This is a genomic window from Streptomyces sp. NPDC037401, from assembly GCF_055602345.1.
Genome location: NZ_JBVJWO010000001.1, coordinates 155,971 through 171,481, shown reverse-complemented (window position 1 = coordinate 171,481; position 15,511 = coordinate 155,971). Strand labels below are relative to the sequence as shown.

At 73.7% G+C, this 15,511-nt stretch carries 15 protein-coding genes; 3 read left to right on the top strand and 12 right to left on the bottom strand.

Annotation, left to right across the window (positions count from 1 at the left end):
- Position 1: 1 nt before the first annotated feature.
- Together meaB and ACZ7H1_RS00800 are read left to right on the top strand one after the other, a co-directional pair.
- Positions 2-994, top strand: a complete 993-nt coding sequence (gene meaB, locus ACZ7H1_RS00805) for a methylmalonyl Co-A mutase-associated GTPase MeaB (protein ID WP_470782518.1) — start codon at positions 2-4, stop codon at positions 992-994.
- Positions 995-1,031: 37 nt separating this feature from the next.
- A complete protein-coding gene (locus ACZ7H1_RS00800) occupies positions 1,032-1,574 on the top strand; it encodes a DUF4240 domain-containing protein (protein WP_470782517.1) in 543 nt (180 codons plus the stop codon).
- Between the two features lie 24 nt (positions 1,575-1,598).
- Here ACZ7H1_RS00800 and ACZ7H1_RS00795 read toward each other — a convergent pair whose 3' ends face one another.
- From ACZ7H1_RS00795 to ACZ7H1_RS00745, 11 genes are all read right to left on the bottom strand, one after another.
- On the bottom strand, positions 1,599-2,321 hold the full coding sequence (locus ACZ7H1_RS00795; protein WP_470782516.1) for a DUF1775 domain-containing protein: 723 nt from the start codon (positions 2,319-2,321) through the stop codon (positions 1,599-1,601).
- 159 nt (positions 2,322-2,480) lie between these two features.
- Positions 2,481-2,885: a TOBE domain-containing protein gene (locus tag ACZ7H1_RS00790; protein WP_470782515.1), complete on the bottom strand. Its 405-nt coding sequence runs from the start codon at positions 2,883-2,885 to the stop codon at positions 2,481-2,483.
- An 82-nt stretch (positions 2,886-2,967) separates the two neighbouring features.
- Positions 2,968-3,699 (bottom strand): sortase domain-containing protein, encoded by a 732-nt coding sequence (locus tag ACZ7H1_RS00785; protein ID WP_470782513.1) that lies wholly within the window; start codon positions 3,697-3,699, stop codon positions 2,968-2,970.
- 57 nt (positions 3,700-3,756) lie between these two features.
- The gene (locus ACZ7H1_RS00780; protein WP_470782512.1) at positions 3,757-4,323 is read right to left on the bottom strand and encodes a DJ-1/PfpI family protein; all 567 of its coding nucleotides are present in this window, start codon (positions 4,321-4,323) and stop codon (positions 3,757-3,759) included.
- Between the two features lie 122 nt (positions 4,324-4,445).
- The gene (locus ACZ7H1_RS00775) at positions 4,446-5,726 is read right to left on the bottom strand and encodes a PP2C family protein-serine/threonine phosphatase (protein ID WP_470782511.1); all 1,281 of its coding nucleotides are present in this window, start codon (positions 5,724-5,726) and stop codon (positions 4,446-4,448) included.
- 178 nt (positions 5,727-5,904) lie between these two features.
- Positions 5,905-6,777, bottom strand: a complete 873-nt coding sequence (locus ACZ7H1_RS00770) for an ABC transporter ATP-binding protein (RefSeq protein WP_470782510.1) — start codon at positions 6,775-6,777, stop codon at positions 5,905-5,907.
- The gene (locus ACZ7H1_RS00765; protein ID WP_470782509.1) at positions 6,774-7,802 is read right to left on the bottom strand and encodes an ABC transporter ATP-binding protein; all 1,029 of its coding nucleotides are present in this window, start codon (positions 7,800-7,802) and stop codon (positions 6,774-6,776) included. The genes ACZ7H1_RS00770 and ACZ7H1_RS00765 overlap by 4 nt, the downstream gene beginning before the upstream one ends.
- Complete coding sequence (locus ACZ7H1_RS00760; protein WP_470782508.1) at positions 7,802-8,665, bottom strand: ABC transporter permease; 864 nt, start codon at positions 8,663-8,665, stop codon at positions 7,802-7,804. Before ACZ7H1_RS00760 ends, ACZ7H1_RS00765 begins: the two co-directional genes overlap by 1 nt.
- Complete coding sequence (locus ACZ7H1_RS00755) at positions 8,662-9,630, bottom strand: ABC transporter permease (RefSeq protein ID WP_470782507.1); 969 nt, start codon at positions 9,628-9,630, stop codon at positions 8,662-8,664. Before ACZ7H1_RS00755 ends, ACZ7H1_RS00760 begins: the two co-directional genes overlap by 4 nt.
- Complete coding sequence (locus tag ACZ7H1_RS00750; protein ID WP_470782506.1) at positions 9,627-11,294, bottom strand: ABC transporter substrate-binding protein; 1,668 nt, start codon at positions 11,292-11,294, stop codon at positions 9,627-9,629. The genes ACZ7H1_RS00755 and ACZ7H1_RS00750 overlap by 4 nt, the downstream gene beginning before the upstream one ends.
- Before the next feature lie 63 nt (positions 11,295-11,357).
- A complete protein-coding gene (locus ACZ7H1_RS00745; RefSeq protein ID WP_470782504.1) occupies positions 11,358-13,028 on the bottom strand; it encodes an amidohydrolase in 1,671 nt (556 codons plus the stop codon).
- A gap of 129 nt (positions 13,029-13,157) precedes the next feature.
- On the opposite strand from ACZ7H1_RS00745, the gene ACZ7H1_RS00740 reads away from it, so the two are divergent.
- A complete protein-coding gene (locus ACZ7H1_RS00740; RefSeq protein ID WP_470782503.1) occupies positions 13,158-13,853 on the top strand; it encodes a TetR/AcrR family transcriptional regulator in 696 nt (231 codons plus the stop codon).
- 116 nt (positions 13,854-13,969) lie between these two features.
- Here ACZ7H1_RS00740 and ACZ7H1_RS00735 read toward each other — a convergent pair whose 3' ends face one another.
- Entirely contained in the window at positions 13,970-15,424 is a 1,455-nt protein-coding gene (locus ACZ7H1_RS00735) for a glyceraldehyde-3-phosphate dehydrogenase (protein ID WP_470782501.1), read from the bottom strand.
- Positions 15,425-15,511: the final 87 nt, after the last annotated feature.

Genomic DNA, 15,511 nt, shown 5'->3' with positions numbered 1-15,511 from the left:
GATGCCACCGAGGATCGATCTCGATGCCTATGTGAAGGGTGTGCTCGACGGGAAGCGCGCGTTCATCGCGCGCGCCGTCACCCTCGTCGAGTCCACCCGTCCCGATCACCGCGTGCTGGCGCAGCAGCTCCTGACCGAGCTGCTGCCGCACGCGGGCAACGCACGCCGGATCGGCATCAGCGGGGTGCCGGGCGTCGGCAAGTCCACGTTCATCGACGCGTTCGGGACGCTGCTGACCGGTCTCGGGCACCGGGTCGCGGTGCTCGCCGTGGACCCGTCGTCCACGCGTACGGGCGGCTCCATCCTGGGCGACAAGACCCGGATGGAGCGCCTGTCGGTGGACCCGGCGGCCTTCGTGCGCCCGTCGCCGTCCGCCGGCACCCTGGGCGGGGTGGCGAAGGCGACCCGCGAGTCGATGGTCGTGATGGAGGCGGCCGGGTACGACGTGGTGCTCGTCGAGACCGTCGGCGTGGGCCAGTCCGAGACCACTGTCGCGGGCATGGTCGACTCCTTCCTGCTGCTCACGCTGGCCCGTACGGGAGACCAGCTCCAGGGCATCAAGAAGGGCGTGCTGGAGCTGGCCGACGTCCTGGCCGTGAACAAGGCCGACGGGCCGCACGAACGCGAAGCCCGTACGGCCGCACGAGAACTGTCCGGCGCCCTGCGCCTGATGCACCCTGCCGACGCGTCCTGGACCCCGCCGGTCCTGACGTGCAGCGCCCGCGAGTCCACGGGCCTGGAGACGGTCTGGGAGCGCCTGGAACAGCACCGGACGGTGCTGGACTCCACGGGCCGGCTCGCGGACAAGCGCCGCGACCAGCAGATCGAGTGGACCTGGTCGATGGTCCGCGACGAGCTGCTGGAACGGCTGCGCAGCGATCCGGGCGTACGCTCCGTCGCACCCGAGCTCGAACGGCGCGTCAGGGACGGCGAACTGACGGCGACTTCGGCCGCGGACCGGATCCTCGCCGCGTTCCGGGACGGCCGGATCTGACCGACCGGTTGTCAGTGGCCTATGCCAGGCTCGGGACATGAACAAGGAACAGTTCTGGAAGCTGATCGAAGAAGCCCGCGCGCAGGAGCCCGAGGGGGCCGCGGCCGAAGCCGTCGCGGCCCGCGCCTCGGCCCTGCTCGGGGTGCTTCCCGTCGCCGAGATGAAGGCGGCGCAGCAGACCCTCTGGGACCTGCTGACCGACGGCTACCGCATACCCCTGTGGGCTGCTGCGTACGTCATCAACGGCGGTTGCTCCGACGACGGTTTCGACTACTTCCGCGGCTGGCTCCTCGTGCAGGGCCGTGAGGTGTACGACCGGATGGTGGCCGATCCCGACGCGCTCGCAGGGCTCCCCGCGGTCCGCGAAGCGGCGCCGGAGGGCCTGGAGCTGGAGTGCGAGGACACCCTCGGCATCGTGTGGAACGCCCACCGGGCGCGCACGGGCACCGGCCTTCCGTCCGGGTCGTTCACGATCCGCCTCCCGGAGCTGGACCCGGGCTGGGACTTCGACTTCGACGACCGCGACGAGATGTCCCGGCGGCTGCCCGCCCTGACGGCCCTGTACCGCGGCGCCGCCTGACCGGCGGCGCCCCCGTCGGGGACCTCAGCTGGGGTCGGCGCGGCGGCGTACGGCAAAGACGGCGCCTGCCGTCAAGGCCAGCAGTACGGCCATGATCGCGGCCCAGACGCCTGCCGACAGGCCTTCCTCCGTGTTGTCCTCCTGCCGCTCCGCCGGCGCTCCTGCCGCGGGTGCCGACGTGCTCGGCGCCGCGACGGACGGGGACGCGGACGGGGCGGCGGTGGAGGGGGTCGCCGGGCTCAGCGGCTCGGCTCCGGGCGCGGCGGGCTTCAGCGCGAGGACCGGCGCCGGGTTGCCGTTGCCGCCGCCGAGCTCGATCCACCGGTCCACCCGCCCGTCCCCGTACGTCTGGAGGGTCTTGAACGCCAGCTCCTTCGCATCGGGCAGTTGCCGCACGGTGATGGTGTGGGCCGCGCCCTCCCCGACGGCGAGGACCGGCCCCTTGACGGTGTAGCCCTCGGCGTCCGCGGTCAGCCGCCAGCCCGCGGGCGCCTTCCCCAGCGTCACGTCGGCGGGCGCGATGCCCCGGGGCAGCACCACCCGGATCGCCGCGATGCCGGCGGTGTCGGACTCCGACTCGGCCTCGAAGCGGAGCGTGACGTTGCGGTCGAGTGCCCGGGCGCCCTCGGCCTCGACCTCGACGTGCGCGGCCGCGGGCGCCGCGGTCAGCAGTACGGCGGCCGCCGCGCCGGTCAGCAGGGCCGCGGCGCGGGCGGCGGCAGGCGTGCGGGTGCAGGTGCGGGACATGGCAACTCCGGCAGGCTCGGGGCGGATGCGGGTCGGACACGTGCGCTGGCCCGGTCATCATCGGTCATCGCCGTCCCCCCCGGGGGCCGATCAAGCCACCCCGGGCCCACCTGCGGATCTCGGCCGTACCGTCGGAGTCCTTCCTTCCCGGCCTGCAGGTCAGCCCAGGTCGACGTGGACGTTGGTGGACTTCACGCGTGCGGTCGCCTGCATCCCGACCTCCAGCCCCAGTTCCTCCACCGCCTCGCGGGTGAGCAGGGAGACCAGCCGGTGCGGTCCGGCCTGGATCTCCACCTGCGCGGCGACGTCGCCCAGCTTCACCGCGGTCACGATGCCGGGGAAGGCGTTGCGCACCGAGGTGCGCTCCGTCTCCTCGTCGTCCGTTCCGCCGACTCCGCCCTGGGCCAGTTCCACCGCGAAGGCCGCCAGGTCGCGGCCGTCGATGAGCCGCCGCCCCGAGTCCTCGCGGTGCGTGGGCACCTTCCCCGCGTCCGCCCATCGCCGCGCCGTGTCCGGGCTGACGCCGAGCAGCCGGGCCGCCTGACCGATCGTGTAGTGCTGCATGCGCGCCACCTTAAGCGGCTCCGCCGCGCAGAGCACAGCGGGTCGCTCCCCGGCGCGGCCGGCCGCCGCCCGGCCCGGCCGCTCACCGCGGCGGCGAAGGGCCGTCGGCCGGTCCGCTGCGGGGGCCTTCGGTGGCGGTGAGGCGGGCGAGGACCACGACGACCCCGCGGCGCCCGGTCTTCCTCGGGTGGCCTCCGGCGGACGCGATCAGACGCAGCTCGGACCGCCGTCCGGCGCCGTACGCCCCGTGGGCGGGGAGGGGTTCGCGGCGGTGGACCTCGACGGCGTGGACCCGGAAGACCGCGGTACGGCCGTCCCCGCGCGCGACCCGGATCTCGCCGTCCTTCCCGAGCGCGCCGAGCCGGTGGAACACCGCCGGGCCGAGCGCGTCGGAGACATGGCCCGCGATCACGGCGGTGCCGGCGGCTCCGGGCACGGCGCCCCGGACGTACCAGCCCGCGCGGGCCGGACGCCCGGCCGGGGGCGGGGCGGGGCGGCCGCCGGGCAGCAGTCCGAGCCCGGTCAGCGGGGCGTCGACGGCAATGCCCGGGATGGTGATCCGTATGGGCGCGGACCGGGGCAGCGCACCGGGCAGCGGGGCCGGCGCCCGCCCGTGGCGTCCGCCGCCGGGCATGTGCCGGGGCAGGCGCAGCACCCCGCCGCCCTCCGCCCCGGAAGCCCGCGCGGCGGAGGGCGGCGGGCCCGCGTCCGGGCCCGTCGCCGTCCACACGCCGGCGGCCAGCGACAGCGCCGCGGCGGCCGCGGCCAGCCGGTCCGGCCACCGGCTGCCCCGGCCGGCTCCCCGCTGCGTCATGTCCCGTCTCCCCGGGTCGTGTTGCGCTCCGGGGAGAGCACTACCCGCCCGCCGGGCTCAGCTCACCGGCGCCTTGGAGCGCAGCACGCCCAGGAACTCCCGCATCCAGCGGGAGTGGTCCGGCCAGGCGCGGGCCGAGACGAGGGTGCCGTCGACGACGGTCTCGGAGTCCTCGAACGCGGCTCCCGCGGCCCGCATGTCCGGTTCCAGCGCCGGATACGCGGTGACCCGGCGGCCGTCGAGGCTGCCGACGGCGGCGGTCAGCAGGGGACCGTGGCAGATCTGCGCGACCGGTTTGTCGGACTCCGCGAAGGCGGTCAGGATCCGGCGCACCTCCGGGTCGTTGCGCAGGTACTCGGGGGCCCGCCCGCCCGGGATCACGAGCGCGGCGTACTCCCGCGGGTCGACCTCCGCGAAGGCGAGGTCGGCCGGCCAGGTGTAGCCCGGCTTCTCGGTGTAGGTGTCGTACCCGTCCTCGAAGTCGTGCACGACGAACCGCAGCTTCTTGCGCGAGGGCGCCGCGATGTGGACCTCGTAGCCCTCCTCGCGCAGGCGCTGGTACGGGTAGAGGACCTCGAGCGACTCCGCCGCGTCGCCGGTCACGATGAGGATCTTCGCTGCCATGGGCTGCTCCCGGTAGGGCTGTTCACTGACCTCGGGGCCCCGCTGGGGCCCCGGCCACCGTGCCCGTACCGGGCCGTTCTGCCAAGAGGGCCTCCGCCACCGCACCGACGGGGGCTCCGTCCTCAGCCTCCGTGGCGGGGGCGGATCCTCGCGGCCAGTACGGCGACGTCGTCCTCGGCGTGGCGGGCGTCCAGACGGAGCAGCACCTCCTCGACCACGGCCGCCACCCCCGCGCCGACGGGCATCCGCAGCTCCGCGAGGCGCGCCAGCGAGACGTCGATGTCCTCCCCGCGCCGCTCCACCAGGCCGTCGGTGAAGAGCAGCAGGGTGTCGTCCGCGGTGACGGCCCGGGTGGCGAGCTCGTACCCGCCCACCCCGGTGCCGAGCGGCGGGCCGACCGGGACCTCCACGACACGGGCGGTGCCGTCGGCGGTGAACACCACGGGCGGCAGGTGCCCGGCGCTCGCGAAGGCGGCGACCCCGCGCGCGGGGTCGACCCGTACCAGCAGGCAGGTCGCCGGGCGGCGGGCGCCGTCCCCGGCCACCACCGCGTCCAGCTGGCGCAGCACCCGGTGCGGCGGCAGGTCCCGCGAGGCGACGTCGCGCAGGGTGGAGCGGTACGCGTTCATGTCCACGGCCGCGTCCAGCCCGTGCCCCATCACGTCGCCGACCACCAGCAGGGTGCGGCCGAAGTGGAGCCGGACGGTCTCGAACCAGTCGCCGCCCACCAGCGTCCGCTGCCCGACCGGCAGGTAGCGGCTGGCGATCTCCATGTTGGGGTGCGGCCGTCCCGGTTCGGCCACCAGCGCACGCTGCAGGTCCAGCGCGGTCCGCTCGGTGGCGGCCAGCCGCCGGGCGTGGCCGATGTGTACGGCGGCCAGCCGGGCGGCGTAGTGCACGGCCGCCGTCTCGTGGTCGGAGAATCCCCGGCCGGCCCGGGCCGCGAGCACGGCGCCGTACGCCCGGCCGTGCGCGAGCAGCGGCACAGAGACGAGGTGCACCCGGGCGCCCCCGGTCAGCCGGGCCCACACCGAGATCGGATGCCCCTCGTCCATCGCCCGCACCGCCGGGGCCCCGCCGCCCGGCATTCCACCCGTACCATCCGGTGCACGGCCCGGCGCACCGCCCGGCGTGTCGCCCGCGGCTGCCGCCAGCAGGCCCTCCTCGCCTGCCAGCGCCAGCCGCTGCAACCCCGTCGGCTCGCCGTCCGGTCCGGTCCCGGGCGCGGGGGCCTCGGGCAGGACGTCCACCGCCGCCGCGTCGCACAGCCGCCCGCAGAGGAACGCGGCGAGCTCGCGGCAGGTGACCCGCTCGTCGAGCGAGGTCCCGATCAGGCCGACGGCCTGCTCCGCGAACCGCAGCCGGGCCAGCACCGCTGCGTACTCGTCCTCCGCGGCCACCACACCTCCACGACGGCACGGCCGCCCCGCGCGGCACCGGTCCGGCCATTGCACCAGCAAGGGCCCCGGGAGCCGACCGCGCTCAGCCGCGTGTCGCGGGCCAGTCCGACGGCGGGCCGGTCCTACGGCAGCCGGTCCGACGGCGACCGGTCCGGGCCGCGGCCCGCGCGGCACCCGCCCCTCACGCCAGGGGGTCGAGCTCCCTTCGCCTGCGGCTGATGGAGTCCGGATCCCAGTCCGGGCGGGGCACCGAAGCCAGCAGGAGCCGGGTGTAGGGGTGTTCGGGGGCGGTCAGGAGGTCCGCCACCGGCCGGTGCTCCATGGTCCGGCCCCGGTAGAGGACCAGCGCCTCGTCGCACACGTACCGGACGACCGCGAGGTCGTGGCTGACGAAGACCAGGCCGATGCCGGTGTCGCGGCGGATGTCCGACAGCAGGTTGAGCACCTGCGCCTGCACCGAGACGTCCAGCGCGGACACCGCCTCGTCGAGCACCAGCACCGCGGGCTCGACCGCCAGCGCCCGTGCGATCGCGGCGCGTTGGCGCTGCCCGCCGGAGAGCCGGCGCGGCAGGGCCGCCGCCTCGCGCTCGCCGAGTCCGACCTGCGCCAGCAGCTCCCGCACGCGGGCGGAGCGGGCCGCCGGGTCGCGCATCCCGTGCAAGCGCAGCACGCCGTCGATGGTCGCGCCGATGCCGATCCGCGCGTCCAGGGAGAGGTACGGGTCCTGGAAGACGATCTGCACCGCCTTCGCGCGGGCCAGCCGGGCCGCCTTCCCGCGTACCGTCGCGGCCAGCGGCTCCCCCTGGACCAGGATCCGCCCCGCGTCGGGGCGTTCGAGGCCGATGAGCATTCGGGCCGTGGTGGTCTTCCCGGAGCCGGACTCCCCGACGATGCCGAGCGCGCCGCCCGCCCGCAGCGAGAACGACAGGCCGTCGACCGCGACGACCTCCGTGTCGCCCGTCCGGTACGTCTTGCGCAGGCCGCTCACCTCGAGCAGCGTGCGGGCCGCGGGTACCGGGCCGGTGGCCCGGGGTGGGGTGGTCGTGGTGCTCACCTGTCCTCCTCGCTCGACGGTACGGCGCGCCCTGCGGCCACGGCCCGGGGCGCGTGTCCTGCCGGGCCGTGCAGTTCTGCGGCCCGGTGACAGGCCACCAGCGACCCGCCGTGCCGTTCCGGCTCCGGCGGCGACTGGTCGCAGCGCCCCGGCTCGGCGAAGCGGCAGCGGGGCGCGAAGGAGCAGCCGGGCGCCGAGTCCAGCAGGCCCATCGGGGCCCCGGGGATCGGGGTGAGGCGCCCGGCCGGTCCCTCCAGCGGCGGGGAGGAGCCGAGCAGGCCCGCGGTGTAGGGGTGCCGCGGGGAGGCGAAGAGTTCGGCCCGGGGGGCCGATTCGACGATCCGCCCGGCGTACATCACGTAGATCCGGTCGCAGACCGCGGCCGCGAGCTCGATGTCGTGGGTGATGAGGAGCATGCCCAGGTCGCGTTCGCGCTGGAGCCGCCCCAGGATCGCCATGATCTCGGCTTGGGTGCTGACGTCGAGCGCGGTGGTCGGCTCGTCGCACAGCAGCAGCCGGGGTTCGGCCGTGAGCGCTCCGGCGATCATGACGCGCTGGAGCATTCCGCCGGAGAGCTCGTGCGGGTACTGGCGCAGGTGCCGGACGGGGTCGGGCAGCCCGACCGCGGCGAGCAGTTCGGCGGCCCGCTCGTCGGCCCGGGCCTTCGGCCAGCCGCGGCCCACGCGCAGCGACTCCGTGAGGAAGTCCCCGATGCGGCGCACCGGGTTGATGCCGGCCCGCGGGTCCTGGAAGATCATCGACGCCTTGCCGGTGCGCACCTCGCGCAGGCTCGCGGCGTCGGCGCCGACCAGGTCGGTCCCGTCGACGCACACCCGGCCGCCGAGCGCGGCGCCGGCGGGGAAGAGGCCGAGCGCGGCCCGGGCGGTGACCGACTTGCCGGAGCCGGATTCGCCGACCAGGGCGACGACCTCCCCGGCGCGGACGGTCAGGCTGATGCCGTCCAGGACCGGGCGGGCCGTGCCGGGCAGGGTGACGCGCAGGTTCTCGTAGGCGAGCAGTGCCATCAGGAATCCCTTCCCGCGAGCCGGTCCCCGAGGTTCTCCCCGACGACGTTGAAGGCGACGACGACCAGTACGACCGCCACGGCCGGCACGATCGCGGACAGCGGGCGGCCCTCCAGCACGGCGGCCTGGGCCTGGTTGATCATCGCGCCCCAGTCGGGTGTCGGCGGTTGCACGCCCAGCCCGAGGAACGACAGGGCTGCGAGGTCGAGCAGGGCGTAGCCGAAGTTGACCGTGGACTGGGCGAGCACGGTCGGCCCGATGTTCGGCAGCAGTCTGCGGACCGCGACGAAGACCGCGGAGTGGCCCTGCACCCGGTAGGCGGCGACGTACGGGCGCGCCTTCTCCTGCTGTGCCAGTCCGCGCACCAGGCGGGCCGTGTACGGCATGTACGCGATCGCCATGGCGATGACGGGTGCGGTCATGCCCTTGCCGAAGACCGCCACCGCGAGGATGGCGAGCAGCAGCGCGGGAAAGGCGAACACCACGTCGAGCACCCGGCTGAGGACGGCGTCGGCCCAGCCGCCCCGCCAGGCCGCGAACAGTCCGACGGCGGCACCGGCCAGCGTGGAGAACAGCACCACGGTCAGCGGCCCGGCGAGGCTCGTACGGGCCCCCTCGATCAGGGCGGAGAAGGTGTCGTGCCCGCCCTGGTCCGTGCCCAGCCAGTGGTCGGGCCCGGGGCCCGCGAGGGTCTCCCCCAGCTCGCCGAAGGTCGGGTCCTGCGGTGCCAGCCACGGCCCCAGCAGCGCGACCAGGACGAACACGGCGAGCAGCAGCAGGCAGATCCGCTGCAGCGGGCCGCCGCCGAGGACCCGCAGCCGCTCGAGCGGGCCGCGCACGGCCCCTGAGATCCGTGTGCTCACCGGGCACTCCCCCCGGCCGCGACCCGCGGGTCGATCAGCGGATGCACGAGGTCGACCAGGGCGTTGACGACGACGAACGCCGCCACCACGAGCAGCACGATGGCCTGCACCACCGGGAAGTCGAGCTGGTTGACCGACTGCACGAGCAGGGACCCCACCCCCGACATGCCGAACGCCGTCTCCACGATCGCCGTGCTGACCAGCATCCCCGACACCAGCAGCGCGGAGACGGTGACGATCGGCCCCAGCGCGTTGCGCAGGACGTGCCGGCGGATCACGGTGCGGCGCGGCGTTCCCCGGCTCAGCGCGACCTCGACGTGCTCGCGGCGCATCTCGTCGAGCATCGCCGAGCGGGTCACCCGGGTCACCAGCGCCATGAAGGTCACCGACAGCGCGAGGGCCGGAAGGACGACGTGGTGCAGGCGGCCGAGGACGCCGGTGCCGTTGCCGATGGTGGGGAACCAGCCCAGCTGCACCCCGAGGACCGACCGCAGGACGAGCGCGGCGACGAACGCCGGGGCGGCGGCCCCCACGGTGACCAGCAGCATGAGCGTCGCGTCGGTACGGCTGCCCCGGCGCAGCGCCCCCACCATGCCGGCCGTGACGCCGACGGCGGCGATCAGCAGCGCCGCGACCACGACGAGCAGCAGCGAGGCGGGCAGCCGCGACCAGATGACGTCGCTGACGTCCTGGCGGAAGAGGTGCGAGCGGCCGAGGTCGCCCTGGACGACGCCTTCGAGCCACCGTCCGTACCGGACGAGGAAGGGCTCGTCGAACCCGTACTGCTGCCGGATCGCGGCGAGTTCCTCCGGGCTCGCGCTGCGTCCGCGGACCAGGAAGCTCGCCGGGTCGCCGGGGGCCAGGTACAGGGAGGAGAACACCAGGAAGGAGGTGACGAGCAGGGTGGCGGCCATCCCGGCCAGGCGGCGCAGGACCCGTACCGCGCGGGTCGCCGCGGCCGTCATCCCTTCGCCCCGATCTCGGCGGCCCAGGGGTAGTAGAGGTAGGCGATGGACGGCCGGACGCCGGTGATGCGCTTGCCGAGGAAGACGCTCACCGGCTGCGTGTACAGCGGGAGCCAGGGCAGTTCGCGCAGCGCGATCCGCTGGGCCTCGGCGTTGGCGGCCGCGTGCCCGGCCGGGTCGTAGGTCCCGACCGCCCGGTCGACGGCCGCGTCGAAGCGGGGGTCGGACCAGTTGCCGTAGTTGCTGAACGCGCCGGTCCGCAGGGAACCGTACATGTCGAGGGGGTCGGTGATCGAGGTGTACCAGAAGGTGAGGAAGAGGTCGATGCCCTTGCGCGCGGCCGGGTCGGTGAAGAGCGTCGAGTACTTCTCGGCGGAGATGGTGTCGATCCTCGGCTTCAGTCCGATCGCCGTGGCCGCCTGGGCGACGGCCTGGGTGATGATCGTCGTCTGGGAGTCCAGCGGGCTGGTCGCGATGACGATCTCCCGGCCGGACACGCCCGCCTCGGCGGCGAGTCGCTTCGCGGCGGCCGGGTCGTACGGGTAGCGCGGCACGTCCTTGAGGACGGCGTCGCGGGCCGCGGGGGGCGCGTCGTTCCACATGTTCGGGGTGACCAGCGAGTCGGCGACCTCGCCCGCCCCGCCGGCGCCGGCCTTGATGACGCCCTCGCGGTCGATGGCCATGAGCAGGGCCCGGCGTACCCGGACGTCGCCGAGGGGGCCCTTCAGGTTGCTGACCACCTCGTCGGCGACCGTGGTGTTGCGGCCGAAGTACAGGGTGCCCGCGCTGCTGGTCTTCAGCCGGGCGTAGGCGCTGGGCGGGACCATCCAGCCGCCGTCGACCTCGCCGCTCTGGAAGGCGTTGACGCGGGTCGTGGCGTCGCCGAGGAAGACGAATTTCACCTGCCCGGACTTGGCCTTGAGGGCGGGGTTCCAGTAGTCGTCGAACCGCTTGAGCACGAGGGACTGGCCCGGGGTCCAGTTGCCGAACGAGAACGGGCCGGTGCAGTTCACCCCGCGCTTGGGGGTCCCGTAGTCCTTGCCCGCCTTGGCGAGGGTGGCAGCGGACTCGACCGTGCCGGGGCCGGCGGCCAGGTACTTGTTGAAGGTGGCGTCCGGTTTCGCCAGGGTGACGGACACCTCCAGCGGCCCGGTCCTGTCCACCGACTTCACGTTGCGGAACGGGTACGCCCACACGCTGGCGGTCCCGGGGTCGAGGTGGCGGCGCAGGGAGGCGACGACGTCGTCGGCGGTGAGGACCGTGCCGTCGTGGAAGCGCACGCCGGACCGGATCCGGTAGACCCACGTGGTGGGCGTCGGATTGGTGTACGAGGACGCGAGGCCCGGCGAGGTCGTCAGGTCGGGGTTCCAGCGCAGCAGGCTCTCGCAGACGTTGGAAAGGATCTGGTTGGGCGGGTAGTCGAAGGCGTACGCGTAGTCGATCGAGGCCGGCTCGGCGAACAGCGACCAGGTGAAGGAGTCCAGGCCGCCGGCCGCGGCGGGCGTCTTGTCGGTGAGCCGGTACGCCGGGCCGCCTCTCCCGTCCGGCTCCGCGGTGCCGCTGCACGCGCTCGCCAGGAGCACCGCGGCCGCCGCGAGGCAGGTCCGTACCGTGGGGCGCAGCCGCCGGGGCGTTCTCGTCGTCGTCGCTCGGGCTGGGGGCATCGTCTCTACCTCCGTCAGGGGGGCTGGGGGACGTACGTGGTGCGGGGGTGGTGCCGTGACCGCTCAGCCGTTGGCGGCGTGGACGAGCTGTCCGTCGACGTAGGTCCGCAGCACCCGGGTCCCGGCGATCTCCGCGGCGGGGCGGGCGAAGGGGTCCCGGTCGAGGACGGCGAGGTCGGCGTACTTGCCCGGCTCGATGGTGCCGGTGACGTCGTCGAGGTGGTTCACCCAGGCACTGCCCGCGGTGTACGCGGTCAGGGCCTGCGCCAGGGTCAGGGCCTGCTCGGGGAAGAAGGGGGCACGGGGCCCGGCGCCGGCCTCCTCCGCGGGGACGGCCCGGTTGACGGCGACGTGGATGCCCCACAGGGGGTTGGGGCTGCTGACCGACCAGTCGCTGCCGGCGACCAGCCGGGCACCGGCGCGCCTCAGGTCTCCGAACGGGTACTGCAGGGCGGCGCGTTCGGGGCCGAGGAAGGGGATCGTGAGCTCGTCCATCTGCGGTTCGTGGGCGGCCCACAGCGCCTGGATGTTCGCCGCGGCGCCCAGGCTCGCGAAGCGCGCGATGTCGTCGGGGTGGACGACCTGGAGGTGGGCGAGGTGGTGGCGGTTGTCGTTGGCGCCGTTGGCCGCGCGGGCCGCGGCCAGGGCGTCGAGGACCTCCCGGACGGCCCGGTCCCCGAGGGCGTGGAAGTGGACCTGGAAGCCCTTGCGGTCGAGTGCGCACACCGCCTCGGCGAGCAGTCCGGGCTCGACGAAGCTGAGTCCGGAGTTGGCGGTGGCGCAGCCGCAGCCGTCGAGGTACGGCTCCAGCATCCCGGCGGTGAAGTTCTCGGCGATGCCGTCCTGCATGATCTTCACGCTGGTGGCGTTGAAGCGGCCGACCCGGCCCGTGCGGCGGCGCTCCTCCAGTTCGGGGATCTGCTCCATGCCCCGTTCGCGGTCCCACCACAGCGCTCCGACGACGCGGGCGCGCAGCGACCCCTCCCGGGCGGCGCGCAGGTAGACGCCGTGGTTGTCGGGGTTGCCGGGGAAGACGCCGATCATGGCGTCCTGCCAGGCGGTGACTCCGAGGGAGAAGAGGTGCTCCTGCGCGGCGAGCAGCCCGGCGTGGGCCTCGTCCTCGGTCGCGAGCGGCACGTGGCGGGCGACCAGGTCCATGGCGCCCTCCTGGAGGGTGCCGGCGGCGGTGCCGTCCGCTTCCCGCTCGATGCGGCCGTCCACCGGGTCGGGGGTGCGGCGGTCGATGCCGGCGGCCTCCAGGGCTCGGGTGTTGACCCAGGCGCCGTGGCCGTCGCGGTTGGTGAGCAGGACGGGCCGGTCGGGCACCGCCGCGTCGAGCAGGCCGCGGGTCGGGGTCCCGCCGGGGAAGACGTCCATCGACCAGCCCCCGCCGCGGATCCAGGCCGCGTCCGGGTGGTCCTTCGCGTACCGGGCCACCGCCGTCAGGTAGCCGTCGATCGTGTGCTCCCCGCTCAGGTCGCAGCCGAGCATCTGGACCCCGGCCACCACCGGGTGGACGTGGGCGTCCTGGAAGCCGGGGACGAGCAGCCCGCCCGCCAGGTCGACGACCTCGGTGGCGGGGCCCGCGAGCGAGCGCACGGCGCTCTCGTCGGCGACCGCGAGGATCTTGCCGCCGGCGACGGCGACGGCGGCGTCGGCCGGGGCGTCCGCCGTCGCGGTGAAGACCCGTCCTCCCAGGAAAACGGTGTCGGCCTGCTGGCTGGTGTTCGCCATCGAACGCATCCCTCGGCTCGGCGGGACGGACCCGCTGGCTTGTTGTTGAGGAGGAGTGAACGGCAGCGCAACAATGTTGTCAACGGTGTTGCGCTCGCTCTGTTCCAAATCGATACACTGGGCCGCACCATGCCGAAGTCACCTGCCACTCCCGCCCGGAGCAAGCGCGCGGGCAGCCAGCTCACCCCCGACGCGATCATCGAAGCGAGCCTGCGGATCGCAGCCCGCGGAAGCGAGGACGCCTTCACCGTCCGGCGCCTCGGCGAAGAGCTCGGCGCCGATCCGACCGCGATCTACCGGCACTTCCGCGACAAGGACGAGCTGCTGCTGTCGGTCGCGGACCGCACGCTCGGGGAGGTGCTCGACAGCATCCCCGGGGGCCTCGACTGGAAGGGGCGGATCCGGGCGCTCGCCGCCGGGTCGCTGGAGGTCGCCCTCCGCTACCCGGTGGTGGGCTCGACCATGGCCAGCCGCACCACCCGCCGGCCGAACGAATTCCGCGTGGTCGAGCTCATCCTCGGCGCCGTGACGGAGGCCGGACTGAGCGGGGCCGAGGCCGCGGTCCACTACCGGATGGTCGGCGACTCGCTGCTCGCCTTCGTCGGCCAGCGCGCCGCGTACCTGCTGTTCGACGCCGACGTCCGGGAGGCCGACGAGTCCTCCTGGAGCCGCGAGTACCGCCTCGTCGACCCGCAGGGCTTCCCGAACATCACCCGACTGAGCACCGAGCTCGCCGAGGTGACGGAGGAGCAGATCTACGAGGCCCGCGTCGAGGCGCTGATCACCGCGATCGAGACGCGCGTCGAGGCGCTCCGCGGGCCGTAGGCGCCCCCGGGCCGCCGGATACGCGAAAACGACCGGGGGGCCGCTCCGGATCATTCCGGAACGGCCCCCCGGCCTGCGACCGGCACGGGCCGGTCAGTGGGTCGTGCTGCCCGCGGTCAGACCGCCGGGACGGGGTAGGTCGGGTACTCCACCCCGGACACGTGCTGGACGACGCGGATGACCTGGCAGGAGTAGCCGAACTCGTTGTCGTACCAGAGGTAGAGGATGGCGTTGTCGCCGTCGACCTTGGTGGCACCGGCGTCGACGATGGACGCGTGGCGCGAGCCCACGAAGTCCATGGAGACGGCGTCGGGGGCGGTGGTGAAGTCGATCTGGCGCTTGAGCGGCGAGTGCAGCGAGACGTCGCGGAGGTAGTCGAGGACCTCTTCGCGGGTGGTCTCGCGGCCCAGGCGCAGGCTGAGGATCGCGATCGAGACGTCCGGCACCGGCACGCGGATCGAGCTGCCGGTGATCGGGGCCTTGAGGTCGGGCAGCGCCTTCGCGACGGCGGAGGCGGCGCCGGTCTCGGTGATGACCATGTTCAGCGGCGCGGAGCGGCCGCGGCGGTCGGCCTTGTGGTAGTTGTCGAGGAGGTTCTGGTCGTTCGTGAACGAGTGGACCGTCTCGACGTGGCCGCGCAGCACGCCGTACTCGTCGTCCATCGCCTTGAGCGGCGGGACGATCGCGTTGGTGGTGCAGGAGGCGCAGGACAGGATCTGCTCGTCCGGCTTGATCGTGTCGTGGTTGACGCCGTGCACGATGTTGGGGACGTCGCCCTTGCCCGGAGCGGTCAGGACGACCTTGTCGATGCCGGGGCGCAGGTGCTTCGACAGGCCCTCGCGGTCGCGCCACTTGCCGGTGTTGTCGATGAGGATGGCGTCGTTGATGCCGTACGCCGTGTAGTCGACCTCGGACGGGTCGTTGGCGTAGATCACCTTGATCTCGTTGCCGTTGGCGATGATGGTGCTCTTCGCCTCGTCGACGGTGATCGTGCCCTGGAACTGCCCGTGGATCGAGTCGCGGCGCAGCAGCGAGGCTCGCTTGACGAGATCGTCGGCGGACCGGCCGCCGCCCGGGCGCACGACGATGGCGCGCAGCCGCAGGCCGTTGCCCGAGCCCGCCTTCTCGATCAGCAGGCGGGCGACGAGGCGGCCGATGCGGCCGAAGCCGTAGAGGACGACGTCGCGGGACTGCTGGCGTTCGATCTTGTTCTCACCGGTGGCACCGGCGACGGCCTCGGCGGTGAACTGCTCCACCGAGAGACCGCGGTCATCGGCCTTGTACGTCGCGGCCAGCATGCCGATGTCGATCTGGGAAGGGCCGAGATCCAGCGCGGCGAGGGCCTGCAGGAACGGCATCGTCTCGGTGACCGAGAGCTCCTCGCCGGCGATCTGACGGGCGAATCGGTGGGTCTTGAGAATGCTCACCACCGACTTGTTCACCAGGGAGCGGCTGTGCAGCAGGACGGTCACGTCCCGCTCCCGGTGCATCTTCCCGATGATCGGAATCATCGACTCCGCGATCTCCTCGCGGTTCTTCCAGTTGGTGAACGAGTCGTCATTGACAGTCACAAGTTTATCTTTCGAGCTAGGCGGCGCTCATATGCTAACCCGTCCCTACTTTGATCGCTCAAGTGGTGCCCATCTGACGGGACGGCG